Raw genomic sequence first — 25,299 nt, 5'->3', positions numbered from 1 at the left:
TATTAGACACGTTACTCAACATAAAGCCAAGCAATCGGGCGCAAATATAGGAAAGTTCACACCCTAACGGGCCTCCCAACCGCGCCAGCGAGCGTCGCTGGCACCAAAGACTGCCGACGCCCCCGCAATCCGCCCATCGCCCGCGAAGACTTCTACCGCGCAGCCATCCGCGATGAGCTCCACAGAACCCGCCGGGCAGGACACGACGCGCTCATCTTCACCAGAGTTAAGCCGCAGCTTTCCCTCGCCGTAGGTGACGCGGAAAGCGTCGGCACCGGAGTCGTCGACAAGCACATACGTTCCCTCGCCGGCCGTCAGCGTTGCTACAGAACCGAACCCCTCTCGTGCCGGCCCCGCCGGCACGGACCACAGCGGCGCCTGGCGCAACCAGCCATCCTCCAGCCACACGCGCCGCGGCAAGGTGAGCGTGTGGACCCAGCCTTTCGCAACCGTCGGGGTGTCATCCTGCGCGGGCAGCCCCATCCAGCCCAGCATGATGGCCTCGCCATCCTTTTCCACCAGCTGCGGCGCATAGAACTGGTGGCCATAGTCCAGCTCGCTGAAGCCGCGCTCGACGTGGAAAACCGTTCCCTCCAAGCGGCCCACGAGGTAGCCGCACTGGTCGGAGGAGGCATAGTGCGTGGTGCCGTCGGCAAGCACCGGCTCAAGACCTTGCGGGCAGATGACTAGGACGTCCTTGTCCTCCCCCGTCGCGCGGTCACACATAGTGACGAGGTTGGGGCATTCCCACATGTAGCCACCCGGCACCAGGTCCGGGCTGAGGCCCGGCTCAGCGCCCGAGGTATCAAAGGTGAGCGGACCTTGGAAGGACCACTGCGCCAGATCTGTAGAACGGTAGAGCACGGCGTGCCCCGTTTCATCCTCCGCCTGGGCGCCGAGCACCATGCGCCAGCCGTCCTTATCGCAGGTGATCTGGGGATCGCGAAAATGCCCCGTGAAGCCCTCCGCGGGCCCATTGATGAGTGGATTCGCGGGATCGTGCTCGTACAGGCCGCCCTCCGGACCACCCGCATCGACTGCGCGGACGCGGTTCTGCGAGGGAATCCGCACGCCTTCGCGCTTCAGGTTGCCGGTATAAAACAGCCAGACGTCCTCGCCGTCGACCACCGCACCACCCGAGTAACAACCGTGGGCGTCGTGCTCACGGATGGGGTACAGCGCGTCCGGGTAGTGCCGCCATGGCTTCGCCTCGCTCAAGGAAGCCACGGCATGCCCCCAGCCCGTCTGCTTTGCCGCGTGGGGGAAGCAGGGGTCGTGCTGATAATAAACATGCAGGTTATCGCCGTCGATGAAAACTCCGTTGGGGTCGTTCAGGCGGCCGGAGGGCGGAGAGAGGTGGAAAAGCGGACGGTAGTTCATGCTCTCGATAGTATGGGGTCCATGGACATTATGGTGTGTGGCGAAGGCCTCGTTGACCTCGTACCACGGGGACGCGGACAGCTGGCGGACTTAACCCCGGCCTTGGGTGGCGGCCCCTTCAACGTAGCGGTCGCGGCGGGGCGTTTGGGTGCAAACGTGGGATTTCAGTCGCGTCTCTCGCGGGATGCATTCGGGCAGGCGCTGATTGAACGCCTTGCTGAAGAGGGCGTCGATACCTCGCTCGTGCAGCGCGGTGACGAGCCCACAACACTAGCGGTCTGCAATATCGGGGAGGACGGGTCGGCCACCTATTCTTTCTATACGGAGGGCACGGCGGACCGCCTGGTGGAGCCTGTGCTTGCCGACGTCCCCTGGGCCTGCTTCGGCACCGTCTCCCTCGCCTTGGAGCCTGGCGCATCCCGCTATGCCGCGCTGCTTCAGGAGCTTGCGGCACAGGGCACGAAAGTGGCCTTGGATCCCAACATCCGCCCCTTCTTCGCCACCCCGGCGCACCGTGAGTTCTTGCTGTCCTTGCTGCCGCACGTCACGCTGCTGAAGCTGAGTGAGGAAGAAGTTGAGTTCCTCGGTGAGGACGCGCTGGCACAAGTGCCTGTGGTCGTAACCACGCGTGGCGCGGAGGGGCTCAGTGTGCGCACAGATTCGGTATCGGTGCAGGTCCCGCCGGTCACGGTAGAGGTGGCGGACACCATCGGCGCGGGCGACACAGTCATGGCCGCGCTCTTGAGCCAGGTGGTGGAGCGGGATATTGATGCGCTGGGCGTCGAGGAGTGGCGGGAAATCCTGCGCTTTGCGGCGACGGCCGCAGCCATTACGGTGTCCCGCACGGGCGCGCAGCCGCCCACGCTTTCTGAGGTGGAGGAGCGCCTGTGAGTTATCCACTGCGCGCCGGCGTCCTGCACGGCCTGCTCTTCGTGCTGGTGGCCGTGGCCTTCATCCTGCCGGTGCTCTTCGGCGCTGCAGCACTACTACCGGTGCCGCTTGCGGCGTGGGCGTCGGTGGTGCTCGCCGCACTCGCGCTTGTCGACGCCTCCTACCACGCCTTCTCCCCCTCCCAGCGCCCCACCCGCGGTTTACGAGCCCTGTCGGCGGTAGGCAGCGCTGCGCTCATCGCTGGCTGGTTGGTGTGGCTGCGGATTTATAACACCATCGACCTGGTGAGCGCCACGCCCTACCGTATCGGCACGTTCCTTCTCGCGGTGGGCGCGGTGCTCAGTGCGTTTTGCCTCGCTATCGCTTTCACGCACCGGCCGCCCCGGCGGGATCGCTAAAGAATATCTGCCGGTATGTAGATCACGCGCAGCGTGCCCATAGGGACACTAACATCGCTTTGCCAGAAACCGTTCCTGGCATCAATCGGCAAGGTGACCTTCGTGCCTTCGTAGCCGTCCCACGCATCCCCATTGCTGAAACCGATGCATTCCTGGTTTGCACGAACCTCCACCTCACCCGGCCTGCCGCTCATGCTGCCGCTCAAGGTGGTGGGCGCGTCCAAGGCAACGAACCAGACTTCCTTAGAGGCATATTCAGGCAAAACAATGCCTGGCTCACCGCCGTCGAGGTCACCTGCTTGGGCTTTGTACACGGTGCCCGACACAGTGGAGGGAACATCGGCAGGATTACCCTCGCTGCGGACGCGATCCTTCCGGTACACGCACTTTTCGATGCCGCTGGCCGCAGAGGTGCCCGCGCCGTCTTTAGCTACGTCCTGTGCGTTGGACGTCCTCGGTTTTTCAGCCGTGCCAGAATCAGCGGCCCCAGGTTTATAGCCGGCTGGCAGCGTCGGCTGAGGGCCGGCTGCACCGATGCTCGGCTGTGGCTGTGCGTCGTCTTCCTGGGCCTCCTCCGTAGCTGAAGCAGCGACGTCGACAGCATCTACGGTGGAGGCGTCGGAAGCGACAGGCGCAGGATCCTCGGCAGCACAGCCAGCAAGGGCCGCAACGGAGGAAGCGCAGGCGAGGGCAACAGTAATGCGCGAGAGCGAGGACATACGAAGATAAGCCTTTCAAGAGATGAACGGGCTTACCCTAACACGTTCCTGCAGCGTAAACGTCATGGTTGGAGAGCACTCCCCCTCTCCAGGCTGTCGTGTGAAGCGCGCCTTCGGCGGCAACGGGATGAGCGCATAAAAAATGACCCCCACGTAAACCGTGGGGGCCACTGTTATCGAGGAGGGCTAGGTTTTACTTAGCCTTCTCAACGATCTCGACGAGACGGAAGTGCTTGTCCTTGGACAGCGGGCGAGTCTCGGCGATGAGAACGCGGTCGCCGATGCCGGCGGTCTCGTTCTCGTCGTGCGCCTTAACCTTCTTGTTAGTGCGCATAATCTTGCCGTAGAGGGCGTGCTGCTTGCGGTCCTCGAGCTCGACAACGATGGTCTTATTCATCTTGTCGGAGACAACGATGCCGGTGCGGGTCTTGCGAGCGCCCTTTTCCTTCTTAGTGTTCACGTTTGCCTCACTCATGATTAAGCCTCAGCTCCCGGAGCAACGGACAGGCCCAGCTCGCGCTCGCGCAGAACGGTGTAGATGCGGGCGATGTCGCGCTTAACCGTGCCGATGCGGCGGTTGTTGGTCAGCTGGCCAGTGGCCTTCTGGAAACGAAGGTTGAAAAGCTCTTCCTTCGCATCCTTCAGGCGGTTCTCCAGCTCAGCGTTGTCGAGCTCACGGAACTCGTGGGCGGGGGTACCGGTAGCCATTAGAACTGGTCCTCCTTCTTGATGATGCGGACCTTGCACGGAAGCTTCTGGCCGGCGCGGCGCAGAGCCTCGATGGCGGTAGCTTCGTTCGGGTAGGTCATCTCGAAGAGGATGCGGCCCGGCTTAACGTTGGCAACCCACTTCTCGACGGGACCCTTACCGGAACCCATACGCACGCCGAGCGGCTTCTGGGTCAGCGGACGGTCCGGGAAGATGTTGATCCACACCTTGCCACCACGCTTGACGTGGCGGTTGATGGCAATACGTGCGGCCTCAATCTGGCGGTTGGTGATGTACGCCGGCTCAAGAGCCTGGATGGCGTAGTCACCGAAGTTGATGCGGTTACCGCCCTTGGACACACCCGAGCGGGTCGGGCGGTGCTGGCGACGGTACTTGACGCGCTTAGGAATCAGCATGGATTAGCCCTCCTGCTTCTGCTGTGCGCGCTGGCGACGCTGGCCACCACGGCGCGAGCGACCGTTACGGTCACCGCGGCCGCGGCCCTGCGCCGGAGCGTTCAGTTCGGACTCGCGGACGCCACCGACAACGTCACCCTTGTAGATCCACACCTTGATGCCGATGCGGCCGAAGGTGGTGTGGGCCTCTGCGGTGCCGTAGTCGATTTCGGCGCGAAGGGTGTGCAGCGGAACGCGACCCTCGTGGTAGCGCTCAACGCGAGACATTTCTGCACCGCCCAGGCGGCCGGACAGCAGAATCTTGATGCCCTTGACCTGCGGCTGGCGCATAGCGGACTGGATAGCCTTGCGCATTGCACGACGGAATGCCACGCGGTTAACCAGCTGCTCCGCGATGGACTGTGCAACCAGGGTTGCGTTGGCGTCGACCTGCTTGACCTCGAGGATGTTGAGGGCAACCATCTTGCCGGTGAGCTTCTCCAGCTCACGGCGAATACGGTCAGCCTCAGCGCCGCGGCGGCCAATCACGATGCCCGGGCGGGCGGTGTGAATGTCCACGCGAACGCGGTCGCGGGTGCGCTCGATGACGACGTCGGCGATGCCGGCGCGGTCGAGGCCCTTCTCCAGGTACTCGCGGATCTTGATGTCTTCGGCTACGTAGTTTGCGTAGTCCTTATCGGCGTACCAGTGGGTCTTCCAGTCGGAAGTGATGCCCAAACGTAGGCCGTGAGGATGGATCTTCTGGCCCATTACTTGGCCCCTTCCTTCTGGCTCTCGACAACCACGGTGATGTGGCTGGTGCGCTTACGAATCATGAATGCGCGGCCCTGTGCGCGCGGCTGGAAACGACGCATGGTCGGACCCTCGTTGGCGTATGCCTCGGAGATGACCAGGGTGCGCGGATCCAGGCCGAAGTTGTTCTCAGCGTTGGCAGCTGCGGATGCAACAACCTTGGCAACCGGCTCAGCGGCGCCCTGCGGAGCGTACTTCAGGATTGCAAGTGCCTCGGCTACGGACTTACCGCGGACCAAGTCGATGACGCGGCGTGCCTTCATCGGGGTAACGCGGACGTAGCGAGCCGTTGCGGATGCGGAGGTGATGGTGTCACTCATCGCTTATCGACGTCCCTTCTTGTCGTCCTTGACGTGACCCTTAAAGGTCTTGGTGGGTGCGAACTCACCGAGCTTGTGACCAACCATGGAGTCCTCGACGAACACCGGCACATGCTTGCGGCCGTCATGGACGGCGAAGGTGTGACCGATGAAGTCGGGCAGGATGGTGGAGCGGCGAGACCAGGTCTTGATGACCTGCTTGGTGCCGGCCTCGTTCTGAGCATCAACCTTGTTGAGGAGGTGCTCATCGACGAACGGGCCCTTCTTAAGGCTGCGTGGCATTGTTTACCTCCTCTTAGCGCTTCTTGTTCGGGCGACGACGGCGCACGATCATGTTGTTCGAGTAACGGTTCGGGTTGCGGGTGCGGCCTTCCTTGTGGCCCCACGGCGACACCGGGTGGCGACCACCCGAGGTCTTACCCTCACCACCACCGTGCGGGTGGTCAACCGGGTTCATAACGACACCGCGGACGGTCGGGCGGACGCCCTTCCAGCGCATACGGCCGGCCTTGCCCCAACGGATGTTCATCTGGTCAGCGTTGCCAACCTCACCGACGGTGGCGCGGCAACGGATGTCGACGCGACGGATCTCGGAGGACGGCATACGCAGGATGGCGTACTTGCCTTCCTTACCCAGCAGCTGGATGGAGGCACCAGCGGAGCGGGCCAGCTTAGCGCCAGCGCCCGGCTTGAGCTCCACAGCGTGGATGGTGGTACCAGTCGGGATGTTACGCAGCGGCAGGTTGTTGCCAACCTTGATATCTGCGTTCGGACCAGCCTCAACGATGGTGCCCTGCTTCAGGCCCTTCGGGGCGATGATGTAGCGCTTCTCGCCGTCTGCGTAGTGCAGGAGGGCGATGTTGGCGGTACGGTTCGGGTCGTACTCGATGTGTGCGACCTTTGCAGGGATGCCGTCCTTGTCGGTACGACGGAAGTCGATCAGACGGTAACGGCGCTTGTGGCCACCGCCGATGTGGCGGGTGGTGATGCGGCCGTAGTTGTTACGACCACCAGTCTTGCTCAGCGGGCGCAGCAGGGACTTCTCCGGGGTCGAGCGAGTGATTTCCTCGAACTCGGACACGGAGGATGCGCGGCGACCCGGAGTTGTCGGCTTGTACTTACGAATAGCCATAATTCTTCCTTTTCCTTTCGGCTCTTCGGTGGGGCTTAAGCGCCTGCGCCGAAGACGTCGATGGAGTCGCTGCCTTCACGGAGCGTCACGTAGGCGCGCTTGGTGGACTTACGCTGACCGTAGCCGGTGCGGGTGCGCTTGCGCTTGCCTGCACGGTTCACGGTGTTCACGGAAGCAACCTTCACGCCGAAGATCTGCTCGACGGCATCTTTAATCTGGGTCTTGTTGGAGTCCGTGGAGACGTAGAACGTGTAGACGTTCTGTTCCATCAGGCCGTAGGACTTCTCGGACACAACCGGTGCGATGATGACGTCGCGCGGGTTAGCGAGCTTAGCCATTACTTCTCCTCCTTAGCTTCCTCGGCGGCGCCGGTAGCGCGCTCGACGAAGGTGTGCAGAGCCTCAACGGAGAACACAACGTCGTCCGAGTAGAGGACGTCGTAGGTGTTCAGCTGGCCGGCGTCCAGGATCTGGACGTTCGGCAGGTTGTTGGCGCTGCGGCGAGCATTGATGTCCTCGCGGCCGATGACCAGAAGAACATTCTTGCGGTCGGTGAGGCGCTCGATGAAAGCCTTGGCCTGCTTGGTGGACGGGGTCTGGCCCGGGACGAGCTCCTCGATGACGTGGATGCGCTCGTTACGTGCACGGTCAGACAGTGCGCCGTAGAGAGCAGCCTTGATCATGCGCTTCGGGGTGCGCTGGGAGTAGTCACGCGGGACCGGGCCGTGCACGGTGCCACCACCGGTGTAGTGAGGCGCACGGATGGAGCCCTGGCGGGCGCGGCCGGTGCCCTTCTGACGGAACGGCTTGCGACCACCGCCGCGGACCTCGCCGCGAGTCTTGGTCTTGTGGGTACCCTGACGAGCAGCAGCGAGCTGAGCGTTGACAACCTGGTGCATCAAAGCAATGGATGCCTCGGTGTCAAAGAGCTCGGCCGGCAACTCAACGGTGCCGTTGGTCTTACCGTCAGCGGTCTGGACGTCTAGCTTGAGGTTGCTCATGCGTGTGCACCGCCCTTCACTGCGGTCTTAACGGTGACGAGGCCACCGCGCGCACCCGGGATAGCACCCTTGATGAGCAGCAGGTTGGACTCGGCATCAATCTTCTGAATCTTCAGGTTCTGGGTGGTCACGCGGTCCTGGCCCATGCGGCCAGCCATGCGCTTACCCTTGAAGACGCGGCCCGGGAACGAAGCGCCACCAATGCCACCAACGCGGCGGTGAGCAGCCTGGTTACCGTGGGCAGCGCCCTGGCCTGCGAAGCCGTGGCGCTTCATGGCGCCAGCGTAGCCGTGACCCTTGGTGGTGCCGGTAACGTCAACGAAGGACACGCCCTCGAAGATGTCCACCTTGACCTCCTGGCCGACCTCGTATGCGGAGGTGTCGTCCATGCGGATCTCAGCGACGTAACGGCGCGGGGTCACGCCAGCCTTCTTGAAGTGACCGGTTGCAGGCTTGTTGACCTTGCGCGGGTCCTTCTCGCCGAAGGCAATCTGGATGGCGTTGTAGCCATCGGTTTCTTTCGTACGGATCTGGGTAACCACGCACGGGCCAGCCTCGACGACGGTCACCGGCACAACGCGGTTCTCCTCGTCGAAGACCTGGGTCATGCCGAGCTTGGTGCCCAGAATTCCCTTGATCTCGTTTTCACTCATTGTTTGTTCTCCACCAAATACGTTGTGTCGATCGCTTACTGGATATTCACGTCGACGCTTGCCGGAAGGTCGATGCGCATGAGGGCGTCAACGGTCTTCGGGGTCGGGTCGAGAATGTCGATGAGGCGCTTGTGAGTGCGCATCTCGAAGTGCTCGCGAGAGTCCTTGTACTTGTGCGGAGAACGAATAACGGCGTATACGTTCTTCTCGGTTGGGAGCGGCACCGGGCCGACAACACGAGCACCCGTACGGGTAACGGTCTCGACGATCTTCTTAGCAGAAGCGTCGATGGCCTCGTGGTCGTAGGCCTTCAGCCGAATGCGGATTTTTTGTCCCGCCACGCTTATCCTCTTCCTCGCTTCCCCACTTTCACATTCCCGGCGTATCCGGGGCGTGAAGCGGTGGGAAATTGCTTCTCGATTTCTCTATAACGTTGTCCGGGCTGGAAGCCATGGCTCAACGCCAGTTGTCTGACTGTCATGACGACCACGAGAGTGACTTAAGGCAAAAGCCCAGAGTGCAGTGCTCGTGACGGGGTACAAGACCCGTAGTCAAAGTAAATAGGAAGAAGACTGGGGCGTTAGATCTCAATGATCCGCAACCAAAGTCTTATTCATATACTGCCGCTGTTTATTTGCCATGCCCCTTCTCCGGTCCATCTTCTCGGGATTGTCTCTGCTCAAGCGCGGACCTAGCCCGATCGGATGACCTTCGCGTGTAGCTCCAAAAGAACCCCACAACAAAGGTGTCATGTTCGCCTTACCAGCAACAACGCCCTACAAGCTGAAGCCTGTGGTTACGTCGCTGTGTTAAAGCAACCCCTGTATTTAAGCACGTAACCTCACGTTTTCCAAACTCCTGCGGAAACAGTGGGTAACATCACGTTTTGGCCAAGGATTGACTCTCCGCCGCCCCGCGGACCGCGTTCGCGGTTAAGCTCGTGACGTAGATACATACCTACATCAACTACACAATGAGAGGGATCCACCATGGCTGAGAACACCACCCCCAAGGACGTCGCCGAGCAGACCGCCCCGGCGAACGACGCCACCCCGGCCCCTGCCCCGGAGCGCAACAAGAACCTGGAGACCGATTTCGGCACCACCCGCATCGATGATGTCGTTGTGTCCAAGATCGCCGGCATCGCCGCCCGCGAGGTTTCCGGCGTCGCCGCCCTCGGCGGCGGTGGCGCCCGCATGATGGGCTCCATCCGCGAATCCTTCGGCGCTTCCGAGGACGTCCGCCAGGGCGTGAGCGTCGAGGTGAACAACGGCACCGCTTCCATTGATATCGCCATCATCGCCGAGTACGGCGTGGCCATCCACGAGCTCGCCGAGGCCATCCGCCGCAACATCATGAATGCGGTCGAGCGCATGACCGGCCTGTCCGTCGATCGCGTCGACGTCGTCGTCCACGACGTCAAGCTGCCGCGCGAAGAGGACGAGTCCACCGAGGCAACTCCGGCGGTTACCCAGGGCCAGGCATAACGTGACCTCTGCCGAGCTCACCCTCCCCCTTGCCACGTCCATAGCGGCGGCGGTGACGGATCTGAGGGGCGTCGCCAAGCTTTCGCCCGGCCGGTTCGGGGAGGTCGCGCTGCTCTTCCCCGGTGAGCGCGTGCACGGCATTCGCCGCCCCAGCCCGCAGGATGACACGCACCTGGAGCTGCACATTGTCGTTGATGTCAGCGCAGGCGTACCACTCGCCGAGCTTGGCGACGTCACCCGCACCACCGTCCGCGCCACCTGGCCCGCAGTGCGCCGCGTAGACGTGGTCTTCGACGACGCGGTCTAAAAGGAACCGACATACAGAACTAAAGGAAAACCATGAAGAACTACACCTCCCTCGGCGTGATCGCCGGCTTGGTTCTGGCCTTTTTCATCTACCTCGGCGTGTGGTACGTCGCGCTCGCGGTCTTGCTTGCCGCGGTCGGCGGCGTCATCGGCGCGCATTTCGACGGCCGCATTGACCTCACCGCGGTGTGGAAGGGCGTGGTCGGCCAGGATAGAGGCCGAGGCTAGTGAGCACCGAATCAACCGGGGTCGCCCTCTTCGGGCGAACCCGCTTTTCCCTGCGCGCGATGGAAAAGGTCATTAACGCCGCCATTGCGAGCGTGCCGGGGACCGCGGCTGTCGACGCCAAATTAGCCGGCCTCGCCGGCCGCGCCTTTCCGCGCGTGATGGCGCAAATGGACCCGGATACGCAGATGGTGGCGGTGGATGTCGACATCGCTGTGTACTGGCCCTCCCCCGTCACCGAGGTGGCGAAGGCAGTTCGCACGGCAATCCGCGAGGCAGTCCGCGATTTCACAGGTTTTCGCACCACTCGCGTCAACGTAACGGTGGGCGGTGCGGTCCCAGGCGAGCGTACAACCGCGCTGGCGGTCGAGACACGCGCGCCACTGTCGGCGCAGATTCCGGCGATTGTTCCGGAGCGCGCTGTGAAGCCGGTGGACGTAAGCCAGCGCGCCGCGGTGCGCCAAGTGTCGACCCCTGCGCCGGTCCCTGTACGCACGGTGAGGGTGCCGGAGGCGGTGCGGGTGAGGGGCGTCGGCAAGCCTGCGGACGTTACGGTACGCACGGAAGGTTTCGGCCCCGGCGAGAATCGCTACGACAAGCTGCGCCCCATCCACACGCCCGAACCGCAGCCGCTGCGCGCAGTCACGGATCCTGCGCCGGTACAGGTCCGCTCGGTGCCTGCGCCACGGGAGTTCGCGCTGCGCCACGTCGAAGTGCCCCGCCCGGTTGAACCGCGCGGCGTGGACCTTCCGCACACTTCTCCGCTTCGCGTCCCGCATGCCAAGCCGCTTCAGCTTCGCCCAATTGCGATTCGACCCTCGGCCGAGTTCACACGCCGGGTAGACGTTCCACGTCCGGTGCCGCTGCGCGCCATCACCATCCGCGAAGGAGGTCATCATGAGTGAGAACTCGCTGCCCGCTGGCTTTGGCCAACGCCCGAAAGCCTCCCCACCGGCGCGGGGGTGGACCATCATCGTGGGCATCCTGCTGCTCGCGGCCGCCGTCGTCGTGGGGCGTGAGGCCTGGGTGGCAGGTGCCAACGAGGGCGCAACCTCGTGGCTGCAGCCCTTCATCGACGTGATGTCCTCGCCGGAGATCCATACATGGATGCTTGTGGCCGGGGGCGTGGCGATCTTCGTCGGGTTGATTCTGTTGTGGGCGGCGTGTGCGCCGCGGAAGACAACGCACGTGCGGATTGGCTCCGAGGATGCGTCGATGTGGCTGCGCGCGGTGGATATTGCGCGGGTGGCGTCGGCAACGGCGCGTCGGGTGCCGGGAACGACGGCAGCGCGGAGTCGGGCCAAGATCACCAAGGAGCGCTCCCGTATCACGGTCACGGCCACGGGCGATGCCGATGATGCGCAGCTTAAGGAGCGCGTGACTGAAGCGGTGACGGCGGCGCTGGCGGCTATCACGCCAGCCCCGGAGGTTACCGTGGTGATTGAGAATGAACAGGAGGACATCGCCAATGTCTAAGACGCTTGCGGGTGTGGACCGCGCGATACTTGCGGTGTTAGGAATCCTGCTCATAGCTTTGGGCGTGTGGCCGATTCTCATTCACTTCGACGTGCCTTTCGCAACGTACTTAGCCACGTGGGTAGACCACGACACCTGGGCTGGCCTGCCGGAACAGACCTGGTGGCCTTATGCACTGGGCTTGGCGACAATCATCTGTGCCCTCGCCGGCCTGTGGCTAGTGATCAGCAACCTGCGTCATCACCGCTTTAATGCGATGCCCTCAGAAGAATCGAATGAGGAGGGCGCGATTAAGACGGAGATGCCCGCGATTGCAGGGGCGGTAGCGGATACTCTCGCTGACATTGAGGGCGTGGAGAAAGTATCGCGGCTGGTAGCCTACGACCGCTCGCGGCCGACGTTGCAGTATGAGGTGCTAGCGGATCCCGATACCCCGCTGCTGCGCATCAAGGATGCCATTGAGGTCAATGACCGCGACTTCCGCGCGGCCTTCCCGGACGTGGATGTGGATACGCGGTACAAGGTTCACTTCACGAAGGTCCGCAACGCTACCGTCTAGGCCGCCGCGCGCGGCGAGCGGGCTTACTCACGGCCTACGTGCGCCTTGCGGCACCGACTAACCTCGCATTCTCTTGCCTCCGCGATTGGCGTTTTGCCCACCGGTAAGCAGGCGGTTTCTGCTTCCGGTTGCGGGGTTGCTAGTGCTGTTTTAGTCTCTGTGCTCATGGGGGATATCGAAACCTACCTCCGCCTTCGCAACTCGGGGATTGCACTGGTGGAGCATGCACCTGGCACACCCGATGAGCTCCGCGCGCTCGGCGCGGATGCCGCCGATGCCACCGAGCTTTCACAGCTGCACCAGGTGTACTTCGGCCCCACCCGCTTTACCGGTAAACAAAAGAAAGCCCGTGCTGCAGCCCTTCAACAACGCCACAGCCTCGGCACCCTCACACTCATCGAGTCTTATACATCCAAGGTGAAAAAGACCCTGGATGCGTGGAACCTCCGCGCCAAACTCGCCGGAACACCCGCACACCGCATCCCACATGTTGCCGCCGCACGGCTGAAAGAACTGCGTGCTAAAAGAACCGCCAAACCAGGCGTACGCATCACCTACCGGGAACAAGGCCCCAACACCCTCTCCATCACTGATGACGCCACCACGATTGCCAACATGCGCGCCGTCTTAGAATCCACCAACACCACCGACCTTCTTCAAGCCGCCAATGACATCTTCTTCAACCAAGCAAGCGGTACAAAGCCGGCCGTGCGCACCCAAGTCATCATCACCCTGAATGAGTTGGACCAAATCATTAACGGCGACGGGGACGAAATCCAGCTCAACCTGACTAACGGCGCGCGCATGACAGGCGCAGAGTTTCTCACCCACAAGTTTGCCGAAACAGGCTACGCCACCATCGTCCACCCCATTGACGGGCCCATCAACACCTGGCGGCTAGAACGGGGAGCAAACCTCAACCAACGTCTTAGCCTGCACGCGGAATTCCACACCTGCTCAAGACCAGGCTGCAATAAACCAGCCGATTACTGCCAAGTCCACCACCTCATCCCCTGGCAGGCAGGTGGCTTTACCAACATTAAAAACCTGACGTTTTTGTGTGCCTACCACAACGGTATTAACGACGATGACCCTTCAAGGCCTACCGGGCGCGGCTACATGTACCGACTTAACACCGGAGTGTCCTTCATCCCACCCTGGGGTGCACCGATAACCGCAATGCCGGAATACCAAGAAGCACTAGCCAGACTCAACACTGAGAAAGCAGGACAGCCACCAGAGGAACCACCCGACAGCAGCTAACACCCCCAGCCACCACACAGCAACGACTGAAAGGAAAAGGCTTACCACCTGCACCAACACCGCTACCCGCCAACCGAGGGAAGGTTCGCGGGCACATCGGCGATCCTTCAGACACCACCACCCACAAACCACAACAAGGTACGCAAGAAAACCTGCGAGCCTTATGCCAGCGCTACCCATCATCCAAAGCCAGACTGACGGGCGATCCAGCGACCCCAAGTCCGGCTTCACGTGCTGCCGGAAGCAGCAGGAGCAACGGGGATTCTTAAGCCCTTAAAGGCGAAGCCAGGCTGGCAGGATCCCCGACTACGCTTCACATGCCACGGGAAGCGGCAGATGCAACGGGGCCCCTTAGCTCTTAAAGGCGAACCCGCCAATCAAGGCCAGCCTCCGAGCAAAGCTCGGCGCACCAGGACTGATTAAAGGGGTGGCGAGGGAGGAGCACTCCAGGGCTCTGATTCGGCGAGGATAAGCTCCTTGATAACGCCAAACGTGTGCATGGTTCCGCGTGAGAGGTGAACGCGGAATGTGCTTCCGACTTCGCCTTCCTCGATGCGATGCCACGAGAAATCAGTGCGGATGAGCTCCCGGTTTTTGCGCTCGATGATATGCAGACCGTGGTCGAGGAGGATTGTTTCCGTTTCGGTGCGGATGAACCACACGCGGTCCCCCACGCTGCGGCGCTTCAATCCGGTCAAGCTGCGATGGTCTTCGCGCAGCCGGGTAACAGACTCGATAACACCAAAGCGGTGCTCGAAACCTTCAGTGTCTGCGAGGACAAGCGGGCGGCCAGGGCCCACCGGACGGAGTGCTGAGACCTGCCACGCCACAGGTTGCCCTCGTTGTCCTTCCTTCGATACCGGCCGTACGACTGCCACGCACGTGGCTCGATGCGGCTGGGAAGTAGAGGCGTTGTCCTCTTGAAACTGGCTTGGGATGCGCTGCTCATCGAGGCACCGTGAGGACTCGGTGGGAGCCTTGTCAACCAGGCCCGCCGGAAGCGCGGTGGGCACCATGGATACCGGGTGCTCTGAGGACTTGGTCGAAGCCGGAACAACAGGGCCATGAGGAGAAAAGGTAGGGACTGTGGGCATCACGGTAACGCGATGAGACGGGGTAACGACGAGCCAGAGGCCTTCGGTGATGAGGTGGCCCTCGAGAGGCACGAGCGGCGGGTGAACGGCTGCCATGGACTCTAGACGGGCGGTGAGTTCGTCGTCAGGCACGCCCCAGCCGTATCCTTCCGCCGCCAGCATTCCGAACAGGGTTCCCAAAGGTAAGTCCGGTTGGCCTTCCCACGCGGCACGCAGGGCGGCGAGGGTTCGGTCAATACGGGTTGGGTCAAACATGACTCCTAAGCCTAGTAGGCCCACGATCACCAAAGCCGCCCAACCCCATCAGGGATTGAGCGGCTTACAGACCTGCTAATCAGGAAGGGCCTTAAGCCCTAGCGAGAATTAGCCGAGGATCTTGGTAACGCGGCCAGCGCCGACGGTACGGGAGCCCTCGCGGATAGCGAAGCGCAGGCCCTCGTCCATAGCGACCGGCTGGATGAGCTCTACGGACATCTCAACGTTGTCGCCCGGCATAACCATCTCGGTGCCCTCAGGCAGCTTGATAACGCCGGTAACGTCGGTGGTGCGGAAGTAGAACTGCGGACGGTAGTTGTCCATGAACGGGGTGTGGCGGCCGCCCTCTTCCTTCTTCAGGACGTAGACGGAACCCTCGAACTTGGTGTGCGGGGTGTAAGCGCCCGGCTTGATGCAAACCTGGCCACGCTCAACCTCTTCACGCTTGGTACCACGCAGAAGCAGACCACAGTTGTCGCCAGCCTCGGTGTAGTCCATCATCTTGCGGAACATCTCGATACCGGTAACGGTGGTGGACATGGACTTGTCCTTGATACCGATGATCTCGATGTCCTCGTTGACGTTCAGGGAGCCACGCTCAACACGGCCGGTAACAACGGTACCGCGGCCGGTAATGGTGAAGATGTCCTCGATCGGCATCAGGAACGGCTTGTCCAGCTCGCGCTCCGGATCCGGGATGGACTCGTCGCAGGCGTCCATCAGGTCGATGACGGACTGTACCCACTTCTCGTCGCCCTCGAGAGCCTTCAGAGCGGAGATGTGAACGATCGGAGCTTCCTCGTCGTAGTCCTGCTCAGCAAGCAGCTCGCGGATCTCCATCTCGACGAGCTCGATGATTTCCTCATCGTCAACCATGTCGCACTTGTTTAGTGCAACGAGGATGTACGGAACGCCAACCTGGCGAGCCAGAAGAACGTGCTCGCGGGTCTGCGGCATCGGGCCATCGGTTGCAGCAACAACCAGGATGGCACCGTCCATCTGAGCAGCACCGGTAATCATGTTCTTGATGTAGTCGGCGTGGCCCGGGGCGTCCACGTGTGCGTAGTGGCGCTTCGGGGTGGAGTACTCCACGTGGGAGATGTTGATGGTAATACCGCGCTCCTTCTCCTCAGGAGCCTTATCGATGGAGTCGAATGCGAAAGCGGTGTTCTCCTCCGGGTAAGCGTCAGCCAGAACCTTGGTGATCGCTGCGGTGGTGGTGGTCTTGCCGTGGTCGACGTGTCCGATGGTGCCGATGTTCACATGCGGCTTCGTACGCTCGAACTTCTCCTTTGCCACTGTTTGTCCTCCTGGACTCTATGGCGGCTACGTATTTCGCAGCCACGTGGTTTGTATTGCCATTGGCACTTCGAGCCGAAGCCCATAAGCGCTAATGACGCTTTCTTACGTGCCAGTTACACGATCCTAGATTTATGCCGCAGTTTTTTCAAACTGCCCAAATAGGAGGTAACCCCGCCCAACACGTGCGGACGTTGACCCTCGACAAGAATCAATTTAAAGGATCCTGGGAGGGTAACGGCCGGCTCAACGCGCAAAAACCTTTACGCACTCAGCGGACCGCTACCTCCCCAGCGTTGGGAGCTGGTGCCTACTGGCGAAGACTACCAGCCCCCACAGGCAAGGGAATCGATCGGATCCCCTTAAGCCTTAGGCCTTGGCGCCGGTGCGCTCCTCGATGATCTCCTGTGCCACGGAGGAGGGAACCTCAGCGTAGGAATCGAAGACCATGGTGAAGTTTGCACGACCAGCGGTGGAAGAACGCAGGTCACCAATGTAGCCGAACATCTCGGACAGCGGAACCTTAGCCTTAACCACCTTGGCGCCGGAGCGGTCTTCCATAGCGAAGACCTGGCCACGGCGGGAGGAGATGTCACCGTTAACGGTACCCATGTACTCCTCCGGGGTCACGACCTCAACGGCCATGATCGGCTCAAGCAGAACCGGCTTTGCCTTAGCAACGGCCTCCTTGAGGACCTGGGAGCCAGCGAGCTTGAAGGCCATCTCAGAGGAGTCAACATCGTGGTAAGCACCATCCTCGAGGGTGGCCTTGATGTTCACCAGCGGGAAGCCAGCAACGAAGCCGTACTGCATAGCGTCCTGGATACCCGCGTCGACGGACGGGATGTACTCCTTCGGAACACGGCCACCGGTGACGGAGTTCTCGAACTTGTAGGTTGCGGACTCGCCCTCTTCCAGCTCTTCCGGATCCGGGTTATAAGGCTCGATGGTGACGATAACCTTTGCGAACTGGCCGGAACCACCGGTCTGCTTCTTGTGGGTGTAGTCCAGGGACTCAACCTTCTTGCGAATGGTCTCACGGTAAGCAACCTGCGGGTTACCGATGTTTGCCTCAACCTTGAACTCGCGCTTCATACGGTCAACCAAGACGTCCAGGTGCAGCTCACCCATGCCGCCGATAACGGTCTGGCCGGATTCTTCGTCGAGCTGGACCGTGAAGGTCGGGTCCTCTTCAGCCAACTTCTGAATAGCGGTACCCAGCTTCTCCTGGTCAGCCTTGGTCTTCGGTTCAATAGCAACCTGGATAACCGGATCCGGGAAGTCCATGGACTCGAGGATGATCGGGTTGTCCGGGTTACAGAGGGTATCACCGGTGGTGGTTTCCTTCAGGCCGATGAACGCGTAGATGTTACCGGCGTCAGCGTGCTCGACCGGGTTCTCCTTGTTCGCGTGCATCTGGAAGAGCTTGCCCACGCGCTCCTTCTTGTTCTTGGTGGAGTTGAGCATGTTCTCGCCTGGGATAGCCTGGCCGGAGTAAACGCGCACGTAGGTGAGCTTGCCGAAGAACGGGTGTACGGCAATCTTGAAGGCCAGTGCGGAGAACGGCTCCTGAACGGAAGGCTTACGGGTCAGGGTCTCCTCGCCATCGAGGGAGGTACCGTTGACCTCGCCGATGTCCAGAGGGTTCGGGAGGTAGTCAACAATGGCGTCGAGCAGCGGCTGAACACCCTTGTTGCGGTAAGCGGTACCGCAGAAGACCGGGTAGATCTCGGAGTTAACGGTCAGCTTGCGGATAGCGCCCTTGATTTCCTCAATGGTCAGCTCTTCGCCGCCGAAGTACTTCTCCATGAGCTCTTCGTCAGACTCAGCGACGGTCTCGAGCAGCTTCTCGCGGTACTCCTCAGCCTTCTCCTGAAGGTCGGCCGGGATCTCCTCGATGGTGCCATCGGTACCAATCTCGGTCTTGCCGCGCCAAGTGATGGCCTGCATGTTGATCAGGTCGACGACGCCGTCGAAATCATCCTCAGCACCGATCGGCAGCTGCATAACCAACGGCTTAGCGCCGAGGCGATCGATGATGGTCTGAACGGTGAAGTAGAAGTCAGCGCCCAGCTTGTCCATCTTGTTGACGAAGCAGACACGGGGAACGTCGTACTTAGCAGCCTGGCGCCACACCTGCTCGGACTGCGGCTCCACGCCTTCCTTACCGTCGAAGACAGCAACAGCGCCGTCGAGAACACGCAGGGAGCGCTCAACCTCAACGGTGAAGTCCACGTGACCCGGGGTGTCAATGATGTTGATCTGGTTATTGTTCCAGAAACAGGTCACAGCGGCGGACGTAATGGTAATGCCGCGCTCCTTCTCCTGCTCCATCCAGTCAGTGGTGGCGCCACCGTCGTGGGTCTCGCCGACCTTGCGGTTGATGCCGGTGTAGTAGAGGATGCGCTCGGTGGTGGTGGTCTTACCCGCATCGATGTGCGCCATGATGCCGATATTGCGGACCTTGTGCAGATCCTTAAGCACTTCTTGTGCCACAGTTAATACCCCAACTTAATTGTCGTCGACGCCGGCGTCAGTTATGCACTGACGCAACTTCAAATGACGTCTTCATGGATAGGTCTTGGTCTATTTTGCCACGTCTAGGCTTCTTCGTCAGCGTGAGAGCTAAAGCCCACGCCATAAAAAATAGCCCGAACAACGCTATTCAAGTTTAGGTTCCCCACTAGCTAGCGTGCAGAGCTCCACCAAAGGGAGCGAGAACACGCACTGTCAGCGCAGGTAAACGATGATATCGCTGTTCGAGCCATGATGCCATGTGGCGGGTTCTACCGGCGGGATTACCAGCGGTAGTGAGCGAAGGCGCGGTTGGCCTCAGCCATCTTGTGAGTATCCTCACGACGCTTAACAGAAGCGCCCAGGCCGTTGGATGCATCGAGGATCTCGTTGGCGAGACGCTCGATCATGCTGTTCTCACGACGCTGACGGGTGAAGGTCACCAACCAACGCAGAGCCAGGGTGTTGGAACGAGCCGGCTTAACCTCAACCGGCACCTGGTAGGTAGCGCCACCCACGCGGCGGGAGCGGACCTCGAGGTCCGGGCGGATGTTGCCCAGAGCCTTCTCCAGGGTGCCAACCGGGTCGGTACCGGTCTTCTCGCGGCAAACCTCAAGAGCGCCGTAAACGATGCGCTCAGCGGTGGACTTCTTGCCGTCACGCAGGATCTTGTTCACGAGCATGGTGACCTGCTCGGAGTTGTAAACCGGGTCCTTAACTACAGGACGCTTCGGTGCAGCATTCTTACGCATTGTTGATTACTGTCCCTTCTTTGCGCCGTAGCGGGAACGAGCCTGCTTACGGTCCTTCACGCCCTGGGTATCCAGTGCGCCGCGGATAATCTTGTAGCGAACACCCGGGAGGTCCTTCACACGACCACCGCGGACGAGCACCATGGAGTGCTCCTGCAGGTTGTGGCCCTCACCCGGAATGTAGGCGGAAACCTCGATACCGGAGGTCAGGCGCACACGGGCAACCTTACGTAGAGCCGAGTTCGGCTTCTTCGGGGTGGTGGTGTACACGCGGGTGCACACGCCACGGCGCTGCGGGGAGCCCTTCAGGCCGGCCGTAGCAACCTTGGCCTTCTTGGAGTGGCGGCCCTTTCGGACCAGCTGCTGAATAGTTGGCATAAATCTAGTCTTTCTCTATGACTTCGGCTTGAACTGACCGCTTTCACAAGTCCAAACATGCAAAAATAGGGGCTCTTCTCCGGGGCCCTTCCGCATGTCCAGAACGTCCCTCAACCACAGAATGGTCGAGATACCGATCAGACTTTTCATCTCCTATAAAGATGAAACCTTGAACAGACTACCACCACCCCGCTGATCTGCTCAAATCCATGATGTGGCTGCTTGGCTTGGCACTCAAGCTGCAGTGAGTATTAGCGCCACTCCCAGGTCAGGTCCGCCTCCACCGCGCGGTTCTCGAAGTGTTCCTGCTCCTGCTTTTCCCAGGTTTCAAACCACTCTTCGTAGCCAGGGTCGCGCTCAAGGGCGCGCTCGCGACGCTTCTCACGCGGCCCGTCGATGCGCACGGTCACCACGGAGCCGCGCTCGTTGGCGGCGGCTACGGTGGCCTCAGTAACCGAACCTACGCCTTCAACGATCAGATCGTCGCGCTCATCCAAACTAGCCCAGTCCTTCGGCGCGTTGGCTTCCCAGTCCCAGCGCCAATAGCCCGGGTTATTCTCCCGCAGCACTTGCTCCGAGACCATCTCTGAACCTTCCTTCAGCCCATGCCAGCCGGGGTAGAACTCATCAAGGTGGACTACTCGCCACCCGGTACGCTCCGCGAGGGCCACGGAGGTCCAGGTCTTGCCAGCACCCGAGGGGCCGTCGATAAGCACGGTGACCGGGCGCATCGGGCGCTTGCGTGCCGCCGCGAGCGACATCACATCATTCAAGAGCCTGTCCATCTCGGCGGCGTTGGTATCGGCAGTTCCCTTACCGCCTTCCCGATGGTCCGTGCGGTCCGTGTCCTGCATGTTGTCTTTCACCACTTCTGGGTTTGTCTAGCGTGCAGCTTTAAGAGAGTCATCCTAGAGTCCGAAGAATCTCCAGGACCCACTGAGAACCGAAACTACCACCGGAAGCGCCGCAAGGCCGGTTCCCACCACCATCACCAGCCAGTCCCGGCCGGCGAGACGTGAGGGCCGCGCCCAGGTGCGCTGGCCACCGCCCGGCGGTGTGCGCCCGAATCCGCGCGCCTCCATCGCCGTGGCCAGCTTCCCGCCGCGGCGCAGGGCCAACACCAACAACCCGAAGGACATAGTGATGAGGTGCTTGATGCGGCCTTCGTCAGTAAGCCCACGCGCACGCCGCGCCATGGCCAGGTACTGCCAGTCTGATTTAAAGAGCGTCATCATGCGCACCCCGGCCACAGCACCGATAACGAAGCGTGAGGGAAGCTTGAGGATCTGCGAGAGGGCATCCCCCAGCTCCGTCGGGTCAATATCCCGCGCCAGCACCACCATGGGCAACGCCACCGCCAGCACACGCACAGTAATGGCGATGGCCAGCTCTAGCGAGTTATCACTCACCGTAATCAGCCACCAGCTGAAGTACTCCCTGCCACCGGGCGCACCGTAGAGCAACATCGAAATTCCAGACAACGGCGCAATAAGAAACAGGAACCACCCAGCCTTCACCAACCGCGGCCACGACACCCCACACAGCGGCGCGAAAAGAAGCGTCATAACCAACGACACGACTGCGGAGACCCAATCCACCGAAAGCAACAAGGGCGTAACCCACACGAACATCAGAAAGATGCGTGTCAGCGGATTCACCCCGCGCAGCAAACCAGCACTGCCCAAACGGCCAGCGCCCTTCACGCTCACCGAAGACGAATTAGCCACGGCTCACCTCCACTCGGTGGTCACCCAACGCGGAAATGAACAGCGGATCATGGGTGACTGAAGCAATCGTCGTCCCCTCATCCGCCATGCGCCGCAGCAGCCACACCAGCTCTGTGAAGGTGTGGGGGTCTTGGCCGAAGGTGGGTTCATCAAGTAGCAGCACTTCCGGGGCACTCACCAGGGCCGTCGCCACCGACAAACGGCGCTTCTCCCCTCCCGACAACGTAAACGGGTTGGCGTTGAGCAGATGTCCCAGGCGCAGCGAGTCCACGAGCTCCGCAATGCGCGCCTCCGGCACCTCGCGGTGCATAACCCGGGGTGCTACGCGCAGCTCTTCTGCCACTGTGCGTGCGACGAACTGATGCTCCGGGTTCTGGAAGACGAACCCAATGCGGTCCGCCAACTCCCGGGACTTCCACGTCAGTGGCGAGCCTGTCAGCCCCCGCCGCACATACTCTGCCACACCAATCTCTCCGGAGACTGCCGGAAGCAGCCCCGCCACCGTCATCAGCCACGTAGTCTTGCCCGCACCATTCGGCCCCGTAATCACCGTGGACATCCCCCGCGGCAGCACATAGCTACGCGGCGGCCCGAAGCGGGTGACCAAGTCCGTACTCCACAGCGCCGCCGAATCCAGTACTGCCGAACCCGGTACCACACCAGCACTGCTTGACGACGCCCCATCATTCCCCCGCGCCCGCGGCAAACCGCTAATAGAGCGCGAAGCCACGACAGACTCCACAGGACCGTCAGCGACGATGCGCCCATCCTTCAGCTCAATCGCGCGGTCGAGCACTCCCTTCCATGCCGCGTGCTGGTGCTCCACCACGATGAGAGTGGCGCCGGTGCGCTCCACCATGGTGGATACCGCTTCGATGACTTCACGCGCTCCCTCCGGGTCAAGGTTTGCCGTCGGCTCATCCAGCAACACCATGCCCGCGCCCATCGCGATGACACCGGCCAACGCCAGACGCTGCTTTTGCCCTCCGGACAGACGCTCCGTGGGGAAAGACAAGTCGACTTCAGGCCCCACCATCGATAGCGCCGCAGTTACCCGCTGCCATATCTCCGTGCGTGGGTAGGCCAGATTCTCACAACCAAAGGCCACATCATCTCCCACACGCGCGGCAATCACCTGCGAGTCTGGGTCCTGCAGCACCAGCCCCACCGGAATCGTACGCCCGGGTGGCTCGACGTGACCTGAGGAATCCTCAAGAAGAATTTCTCCGACGCGGGTGCCTTCATCATCCCCACCAAGCACACCCGCAATGGCCGCCAGCAACGTGGACTTCCCGGAACCGGAGTCACCGCACAGCAGCACCTTCTCCCCCGGCGATACAGCCAAATCAATATCCGCCAGTGCCGGCGCACGCCTCCCCGCATGTGTCCAGCCAAAGCCACGAGCCACAAGCTTCGTGGCCCCAGCACTACCCACATCAGCCATCAGAACCAGCCATCACAGTCAGCAACGTCAACCAGCATCAGTCAACATCAGTCAACGATCGACAAACAACAAACAACGCGAAACAAGTAAGAACAGTGCAAAACAAGTACCAAGCAACGCTTGTCTAAGCGTTGTTCTGTTCGCGGCCAACCGCAAAGCGATCCAGCGCACCAGTCTTCGCAAGAGCCTTAACCACGAAGTAACCGACAGCTCCAGCCAGAATGGCTCCGGAGATGCTCAGTGTTACCAGGTAGATGATGTTGAACTGCAGAGTCTTACCCAGGTTTCCGGAGGTAAACAGCTCCAGCACAAACGCACCCCAGCCCGCCGCCATGCCGCCAAGCATCGCAATGCCCAAGCTAAAACGGCGGTAGAGGAAGATAGCCAAGACAATCTCGACACCAATGCCCTGCGCAATTCCGGAGTACAACGTACTAATCCCCCACTGGGAGCCCAGCACGGCGGACACGATGGCCGCCAGCAACTCCACATAAAGTGCTGCACCCGGCTTGCGGATAATCAGGCCACCGACAACACCACCCAGCAGCCAAATACCAGTGGCAATACCGCCCAAGCCCGGCGTGAGCGCATCCATGGCCTGGAACCAGGCGTAGCCCACCGTGTTCCATGCCAGGAACACAATTCCGCAGGCCACACCCAGCACGGATGCCACCACGATGTCAACGACGCGCCAGTTCAAACTGCGTGGAGCAACACCATTCGCAGTTTCGCCGCTATTAACAAATCCACCATGAGATACAGAGTTCATGATTCCTCCCTTTCGCCGGCATTACCCGGATCAGGTTCGACGGTTCGCCGCCATGACGCGGCATCTCAGCCTCCTCAGCCAATCCACGCAAACCCAATAAAACAAAAGAAATGGAATCGGGCTAAACACAATCAAGGCAAACAAGGAAGCACCCGTGACGATGTGTAATTAGAAGCCGCCAGCGCCAAAAGAGCACCAGCTAAGAACGCTCAAAAGCACTGTCAGCTTAGCAAGACGTACCTCACAAGAGCACATCTACCTCAGCTTCAAGCAAGAGAGACACCACCAGGACGCACGCTCAGATGAAAAACGAAAGTACCCCGTCGCGTCCTCTGACCTACGCGACGGGGTACGTGCACACCGGCTTTAACAAGCCAGTGGCCATGAGCCTCCACTCGTACAGCTTAAGGAAAGGAAAAGCTTCGGTAGAGACCCAAGACTATGAGAAATAACCAAATGGTATTTCGGCACTATCAAACAAAATCGAGCAATGAGTCAGGCCACGCCACCGGGCTATAAAGCTCGGTGGCAGTGTCCCGCTTCATCAACTCTCACGTTGGGCGGGAGGTTAACGCACCTCCCGGGGCGGTGTTTTTAGAGGAAACACAACCTCACGCTTCGATTACTTGGAGGAACCGTTAGAGGAACCTGCACCCGGCGCACAAGCATCAGCGATAAGGCCAATAGCCAGAGCACCAGCAGCAATCAGAGCCACAGCGCCAGCAGCCTGCTGGTGATCAACACCGAAACGCTTCAGCTGCGCATCGATACCAGCCATCTTGCCAGCCAGCGGACCATTAAACACACCAGCCTGCTTCTGAAGCTGAGTATTCAGATCCCGAATCTGCTTGTTAATCGGAGCAACAAAGTCCGACAGACCCGGAATATTCATCTGCGAAGCCAGACCAACCGGAATCAGGAACAGCAGCGGAATACCAACACCCAAACCAGTGTTAATACAACGCTCGCTCGGCTTCGAAGACAGGTCAGAAGAACCATTACCCGTCTTGCCCGGCTCCTCGATCTCAACCTCAACGGTGTCGATGACCTTACCCTCAGGATCCTTAACCTCAACGACAACCTTGTCGCCCGGCTTCGCATCCTCAGACGGCGTCACCGTAATGGTGCCATCCTCACCAAGCTCAGCCTTACCCGGACCCTCAGTCTCAACCGTGGTGCCATCCTCAACCGAACCACCGGTATTCGGAATCTCAACCGGCTTATCCGGAGTAGTCGAAGTGTTATCCCAATCAGGGTTCTTCGCAGGCTCCTCGATCTCAACCTCAACGGTGTCGATGACCTTACCCTCAGGATCCTTAACCTCAACGACAACCTTGTCGCC

The 25,299-nt window shown here is 60.9% G+C and carries 31 protein-coding genes, 1 pseudogene and 1 riboswitch; of the genes and pseudogenes, 9 read left to right on the top strand and 23 right to left on the bottom strand.

Features of this window, described 5'->3' with window-relative positions; translation table 11 throughout:
• Positions 1-63 precede the first annotated feature (63 nt).
• Positions 64-1,380 carry a glycoside hydrolase family 32 protein gene (locus tag QP363_RS03040; RefSeq protein WP_284762629.1) on the bottom strand — a complete coding sequence of 439 codons (1,317 nt, stop codon included), beginning with the start codon at positions 1,378-1,380 and terminating at the stop codon, positions 64-66.
• A 21-nt stretch (positions 1,381-1,401) separates the two neighbouring features.
• Between QP363_RS03040 and QP363_RS03035 the strand changes: the two genes are divergently transcribed.
• Together QP363_RS03035 and QP363_RS03030 are read left to right on the top strand one after the other, a co-directional pair.
• A complete protein-coding gene (locus QP363_RS03035) occupies positions 1,402-2,271 on the top strand; it encodes a carbohydrate kinase (RefSeq protein ID WP_070717550.1) in 870 nt (289 codons plus the stop codon).
• Positions 2,268-2,669 carry a hypothetical protein gene (locus QP363_RS03030; RefSeq protein ID WP_070644447.1) on the top strand — a complete coding sequence of 134 codons (402 nt, stop codon included), beginning with the start codon at positions 2,268-2,270 and terminating at the stop codon, positions 2,667-2,669. Before QP363_RS03035 ends, QP363_RS03030 begins: the two co-directional genes overlap by 4 nt.
• Here the strand turns inward: QP363_RS03030 and QP363_RS03025 are convergent.
• From QP363_RS03025 to rpsJ, 12 genes are all read right to left on the bottom strand, one after another.
• Positions 2,666-3,388 carry a hypothetical protein gene (locus QP363_RS03025; RefSeq protein WP_070644448.1) on the bottom strand — a complete coding sequence of 241 codons (723 nt, stop codon included), beginning with the start codon at positions 3,386-3,388 and terminating at the stop codon, positions 2,666-2,668. The genes QP363_RS03030 and QP363_RS03025 overlap by 4 nt on opposite strands.
• Positions 3,389-3,581: 193 nt before the next feature.
• On the bottom strand, positions 3,582-3,863 hold the full coding sequence (gene rpsQ, locus QP363_RS03020) for a 30S ribosomal protein S17 (protein ID WP_010189641.1): 282 nt from the start codon (positions 3,861-3,863) through the stop codon (positions 3,582-3,584).
• Between the two features lie 2 nt (positions 3,864-3,865).
• On the bottom strand, positions 3,866-4,096 hold the full coding sequence (rpmC, locus tag QP363_RS03015; RefSeq protein WP_010189642.1) for a 50S ribosomal protein L29: 231 nt from the start codon (positions 4,094-4,096) through the stop codon (positions 3,866-3,868).
• A complete protein-coding gene (gene rplP, locus QP363_RS03010) occupies positions 4,096-4,512 on the bottom strand; it encodes a 50S ribosomal protein L16 (RefSeq protein ID WP_010189643.1) in 417 nt (138 codons plus the stop codon). Before rplP ends, rpmC begins: the two co-directional genes overlap by 1 nt.
• Before the next feature lie 3 nt (positions 4,513-4,515).
• Positions 4,516-5,262 (bottom strand): 30S ribosomal protein S3, encoded by a 747-nt coding sequence (gene rpsC / locus QP363_RS03005; RefSeq protein ID WP_070446580.1) that lies wholly within the window; start codon positions 5,260-5,262, stop codon positions 4,516-4,518.
• On the bottom strand, positions 5,262-5,624 hold the full coding sequence (gene rplV / locus QP363_RS03000; protein WP_010189645.1) for a 50S ribosomal protein L22: 363 nt from the start codon (positions 5,622-5,624) through the stop codon (positions 5,262-5,264). Before rplV ends, rpsC begins: the two co-directional genes overlap by 1 nt.
• A 3-nt stretch (positions 5,625-5,627) precedes the next feature.
• Positions 5,628-5,906, bottom strand: a complete 279-nt coding sequence (rpsS, locus tag QP363_RS02995; protein WP_010189646.1) for a 30S ribosomal protein S19 — start codon at positions 5,904-5,906, stop codon at positions 5,628-5,630.
• A 13-nt stretch (positions 5,907-5,919) separates the two neighbouring features.
• Complete coding sequence (gene rplB, locus QP363_RS02990) at positions 5,920-6,756, bottom strand: 50S ribosomal protein L2 (RefSeq protein ID WP_010189648.1); 837 nt, start codon at positions 6,754-6,756, stop codon at positions 5,920-5,922.
• 35 nt (positions 6,757-6,791) lie between these two features.
• Positions 6,792-7,094, bottom strand: a complete 303-nt coding sequence (gene rplW, locus QP363_RS02985) for a 50S ribosomal protein L23 (RefSeq protein ID WP_010189649.1) — start codon at positions 7,092-7,094, stop codon at positions 6,792-6,794.
• Positions 7,094-7,756, bottom strand: a complete 663-nt coding sequence (rplD, locus tag QP363_RS02980; protein WP_010189650.1) for a 50S ribosomal protein L4 — start codon at positions 7,754-7,756, stop codon at positions 7,094-7,096. Before rplD ends, rplW begins: the two co-directional genes overlap by 1 nt.
• On the bottom strand, positions 7,753-8,409 hold the full coding sequence (gene rplC, locus QP363_RS02975) for a 50S ribosomal protein L3 (protein ID WP_010189651.1): 657 nt from the start codon (positions 8,407-8,409) through the stop codon (positions 7,753-7,755). The genes rplD and rplC overlap by 4 nt, the downstream gene beginning before the upstream one ends.
• Before the next feature lie 35 nt (positions 8,410-8,444).
• Entirely contained in the window at positions 8,445-8,750 is a 306-nt protein-coding gene (rpsJ, locus tag QP363_RS02970; RefSeq protein ID WP_003848085.1) for a 30S ribosomal protein S10, read from the bottom strand.
• Positions 8,751-9,398: 648 nt separating this feature from the next.
• On the opposite strand from rpsJ, the gene QP363_RS02965 reads away from it, so the two are divergent.
• From QP363_RS02965 to QP363_RS02935, 7 genes are all read left to right on the top strand, one after another.
• Positions 9,399-9,896, top strand: coding sequence for an Asp23/Gls24 family envelope stress response protein (locus QP363_RS02965; protein ID WP_070710820.1), 498 nt, complete (start codon positions 9,399-9,401; stop codon positions 9,894-9,896).
• Position 9,897: 1 nt separating this feature from the next.
• Complete coding sequence (locus tag QP363_RS02960) at positions 9,898-10,203, top strand: hypothetical protein (protein WP_010189667.1); 306 nt, start codon at positions 9,898-9,900, stop codon at positions 10,201-10,203.
• 32 nt (positions 10,204-10,235) lie between these two features.
• Entirely contained in the window at positions 10,236-10,430 is a 195-nt protein-coding gene (locus QP363_RS02955; protein ID WP_010189668.1) for a hypothetical protein, read from the top strand.
• Positions 10,430-11,332: an Asp23/Gls24 family envelope stress response protein gene (locus QP363_RS02950; protein WP_070730447.1), complete on the top strand. Its 903-nt coding sequence runs from the start codon at positions 10,430-10,432 to the stop codon at positions 11,330-11,332. The genes QP363_RS02955 and QP363_RS02950 overlap by 1 nt, the downstream gene beginning before the upstream one ends.
• Positions 11,325-11,903: a DUF6286 domain-containing protein gene (locus QP363_RS02945; protein ID WP_144656611.1), complete on the top strand. Its 579-nt coding sequence runs from the start codon at positions 11,325-11,327 to the stop codon at positions 11,901-11,903. Before QP363_RS02950 ends, QP363_RS02945 begins: the two co-directional genes overlap by 8 nt.
• On the top strand, positions 11,896-12,462 hold the full coding sequence (locus QP363_RS02940) for an alkaline shock response membrane anchor protein AmaP (RefSeq protein WP_284762355.1): 567 nt from the start codon (positions 11,896-11,898) through the stop codon (positions 12,460-12,462). Before QP363_RS02945 ends, QP363_RS02940 begins: the two co-directional genes overlap by 8 nt.
• 165 nt (positions 12,463-12,627) lie before the next feature.
• Positions 12,628-13,725: an HNH endonuclease signature motif containing protein gene (locus QP363_RS02935; RefSeq protein ID WP_284762354.1), complete on the top strand. Its 1,098-nt coding sequence runs from the start codon at positions 12,628-12,630 to the stop codon at positions 13,723-13,725.
• Positions 13,726-14,144: 419 nt separating this feature from the next.
• Here QP363_RS02935 and QP363_RS02930 read toward each other — a convergent pair whose 3' ends face one another.
• The 10 genes and pseudogenes from QP363_RS02930 to QP363_RS02885 all read right to left on the bottom strand — a co-directional run.
• On the bottom strand, positions 14,145-15,074 hold the full coding sequence (locus tag QP363_RS02930) for a hypothetical protein (protein WP_284762353.1): 930 nt from the start codon (positions 15,072-15,074) through the stop codon (positions 14,145-14,147).
• A 108-nt stretch (positions 15,075-15,182) separates the two neighbouring features.
• Entirely contained in the window at positions 15,183-16,373 is a 1,191-nt protein-coding gene (tuf, locus tag QP363_RS02925) for an elongation factor Tu (protein ID WP_070444762.1), read from the bottom strand.
• Positions 16,374-16,742: 369 nt separating this feature from the next.
• The gene (gene fusA, locus QP363_RS02920; protein WP_070645245.1) at positions 16,743-18,869 is read right to left on the bottom strand and encodes an elongation factor G; all 2,127 of its coding nucleotides are present in this window, start codon (positions 18,867-18,869) and stop codon (positions 16,743-16,745) included.
• A 302-nt stretch (positions 18,870-19,171) separates the two neighbouring features.
• Complete coding sequence (rpsG, locus tag QP363_RS02915) at positions 19,172-19,639, bottom strand: 30S ribosomal protein S7 (RefSeq protein ID WP_010189692.1); 468 nt, start codon at positions 19,637-19,639, stop codon at positions 19,172-19,174.
• A gap of 6 nt (positions 19,640-19,645) precedes the next feature.
• Positions 19,646-20,017 (bottom strand): 30S ribosomal protein S12, encoded by a 372-nt coding sequence (gene rpsL / locus QP363_RS02910; RefSeq protein ID WP_010189693.1) that lies wholly within the window; start codon positions 20,015-20,017, stop codon positions 19,646-19,648.
• A gap of 251 nt (positions 20,018-20,268) precedes the next feature.
• Complete coding sequence (locus tag QP363_RS02905; protein WP_284762347.1) at positions 20,269-20,871, bottom strand: isopentenyl transferase family protein; 603 nt, start codon at positions 20,869-20,871, stop codon at positions 20,269-20,271.
• 54 nt (positions 20,872-20,925) lie between these two features.
• On the bottom strand, positions 20,926-21,744 hold the full coding sequence (locus tag QP363_RS02900) for an energy-coupling factor transporter transmembrane protein EcfT (RefSeq protein WP_336620726.1): 819 nt from the start codon (positions 21,742-21,744) through the stop codon (positions 20,926-20,928).
• Entirely contained in the window at positions 21,737-23,188 is a 1,452-nt protein-coding gene (locus QP363_RS02895) for an ABC transporter ATP-binding protein (RefSeq protein ID WP_284762346.1), read from the bottom strand. Before QP363_RS02895 ends, QP363_RS02900 begins: the two co-directional genes overlap by 8 nt.
• A 124-nt stretch (positions 23,189-23,312) precedes the next feature.
• Positions 23,313-23,957 carry an ECF transporter S component gene (locus QP363_RS02890; RefSeq protein ID WP_284762343.1) on the bottom strand — a complete coding sequence of 215 codons (645 nt, stop codon included), beginning with the start codon at positions 23,955-23,957 and terminating at the stop codon, positions 23,313-23,315.
• Positions 23,946-24,123, bottom strand: a riboswitch (TPP riboswitch). It overlaps the preceding gene by 12 nt.
• Before the next feature lie 456 nt (positions 24,124-24,579).
• Positions 24,580-25,299 (bottom strand): annotated as a pseudogene (locus QP363_RS02885) (hypothetical protein); the annotation flags it as partial.

The organism is Corynebacterium sp. UMB6689 (assembly GCF_030215295.1).
Lineage (GTDB): Bacteria > Actinomycetota > Actinomycetes > Mycobacteriales > Mycobacteriaceae > Corynebacterium > Corynebacterium aurimucosum.
The sequence above is the reverse complement of the archived record's forward strand: the minus strand, read 5'-3'. Positions and strand labels throughout refer to the sequence as shown.

Coding starts and splice junctions, on each gene's coding strand:
- QP363_RS03040 (WP_284762629.1), bottom strand. CDS start 1,380: ATGAACTACCGTCCGCTTTTCCACCTCTCTCCGCCCTCCGGCCGCCTG.
- QP363_RS03035 (WP_070717550.1), top strand. CDS start 1,402: ATGGACATTATGGTGTGTGGCGAAGGCCTCGTTGACCTCGTACCACGG.
- QP363_RS03025 (WP_070644448.1), bottom strand. CDS start 3,388: ATGTCCTCGCTCTCGCGCATTACTGTTGCCCTCGCCTGCGCTTCCTCC.
- rpsQ (WP_010189641.1), bottom strand. CDS start 3,863: ATGAGTGAGGCAAACGTGAACACTAAGAAGGAAAAGGGCGCTCGCAAG.
- rpmC (WP_010189642.1), bottom strand. CDS start 4,096: ATGGCTACCGGTACCCCCGCCCACGAGTTCCGTGAGCTCGACAACGCT.
- rplP (WP_010189643.1), bottom strand. CDS start 4,512: ATGCTGATTCCTAAGCGCGTCAAGTACCGTCGCCAGCACCGCCCGACC.
- rpsC (WP_070446580.1), bottom strand. CDS start 5,262: ATGGGCCAGAAGATCCATCCTCACGGCCTACGTTTGGGCATCACTTCC.
- rplV (WP_010189645.1), bottom strand. CDS start 5,624: ATGAGTGACACCATCACCTCCGCATCCGCAACGGCTCGCTACGTCCGC.
- rpsS (WP_010189646.1), bottom strand. CDS start 5,906: ATGCCACGCAGCCTTAAGAAGGGCCCGTTCGTCGATGAGCACCTCCTC.
- rplB (WP_010189648.1), bottom strand. CDS start 6,756: ATGGCTATTCGTAAGTACAAGCCGACAACTCCGGGTCGCCGCGCATCC.
- rplW (WP_010189649.1), bottom strand. CDS start 7,094: ATGGCTAAGCTCGCTAACCCGCGCGACGTCATCATCGCACCGGTTGTG.
- rplD (WP_010189650.1), bottom strand. CDS start 7,756: ATGAGCAACCTCAAGCTAGACGTCCAGACCGCTGACGGTAAGACCAAC.
- rplC (WP_010189651.1), bottom strand. CDS start 8,409: ATGAGTGAAAACGAGATCAAGGGAATTCTGGGCACCAAGCTCGGCATG.
- QP363_RS02965 (WP_070710820.1), top strand. CDS start 9,399: ATGGCTGAGAACACCACCCCCAAGGACGTCGCCGAGCAGACCGCCCCG.
- QP363_RS02955 (WP_010189668.1), top strand. CDS start 10,236: ATGAAGAACTACACCTCCCTCGGCGTGATCGCCGGCTTGGTTCTGGCC.
- QP363_RS02945 (WP_144656611.1), top strand. CDS start 11,325: ATGAGTGAGAACTCGCTGCCCGCTGGCTTTGGCCAACGCCCGAAAGCC.
- QP363_RS02940 (WP_284762355.1), top strand. CDS start 11,896: ATGTCTAAGACGCTTGCGGGTGTGGACCGCGCGATACTTGCGGTGTTA.
- QP363_RS02935 (WP_284762354.1), top strand. CDS start 12,628: ATGGGGGATATCGAAACCTACCTCCGCCTTCGCAACTCGGGGATTGCA.
- QP363_RS02930 (WP_284762353.1), bottom strand. CDS start 15,074: ATGTTTGACCCAACCCGTATTGACCGAACCCTCGCCGCCCTGCGTGCC.
- rpsG (WP_010189692.1), bottom strand. CDS start 19,639: ATGCGTAAGAATGCTGCACCGAAGCGTCCTGTAGTTAAGGACCCGGTT.
- rpsL (WP_010189693.1), bottom strand. CDS start 20,017: ATGCCAACTATTCAGCAGCTGGTCCGAAAGGGCCGCCACTCCAAGAAG.
- QP363_RS02905 (WP_284762347.1), bottom strand. CDS start 20,871: ATGCAGGACACGGACCGCACGGACCATCGGGAAGGCGGTAAGGGAACT.
- QP363_RS02895 (WP_284762346.1), bottom strand. CDS start 23,188: ATGGCTGATGTGGGTAGTGCTGGGGCCACGAAGCTTGTGGCTCGTGGC.
- QP363_RS02890 (WP_284762343.1), bottom strand. CDS start 23,957: ATGAACTCTGTATCTCATGGTGGATTTGTTAATAGCGGCGAAACTGCG.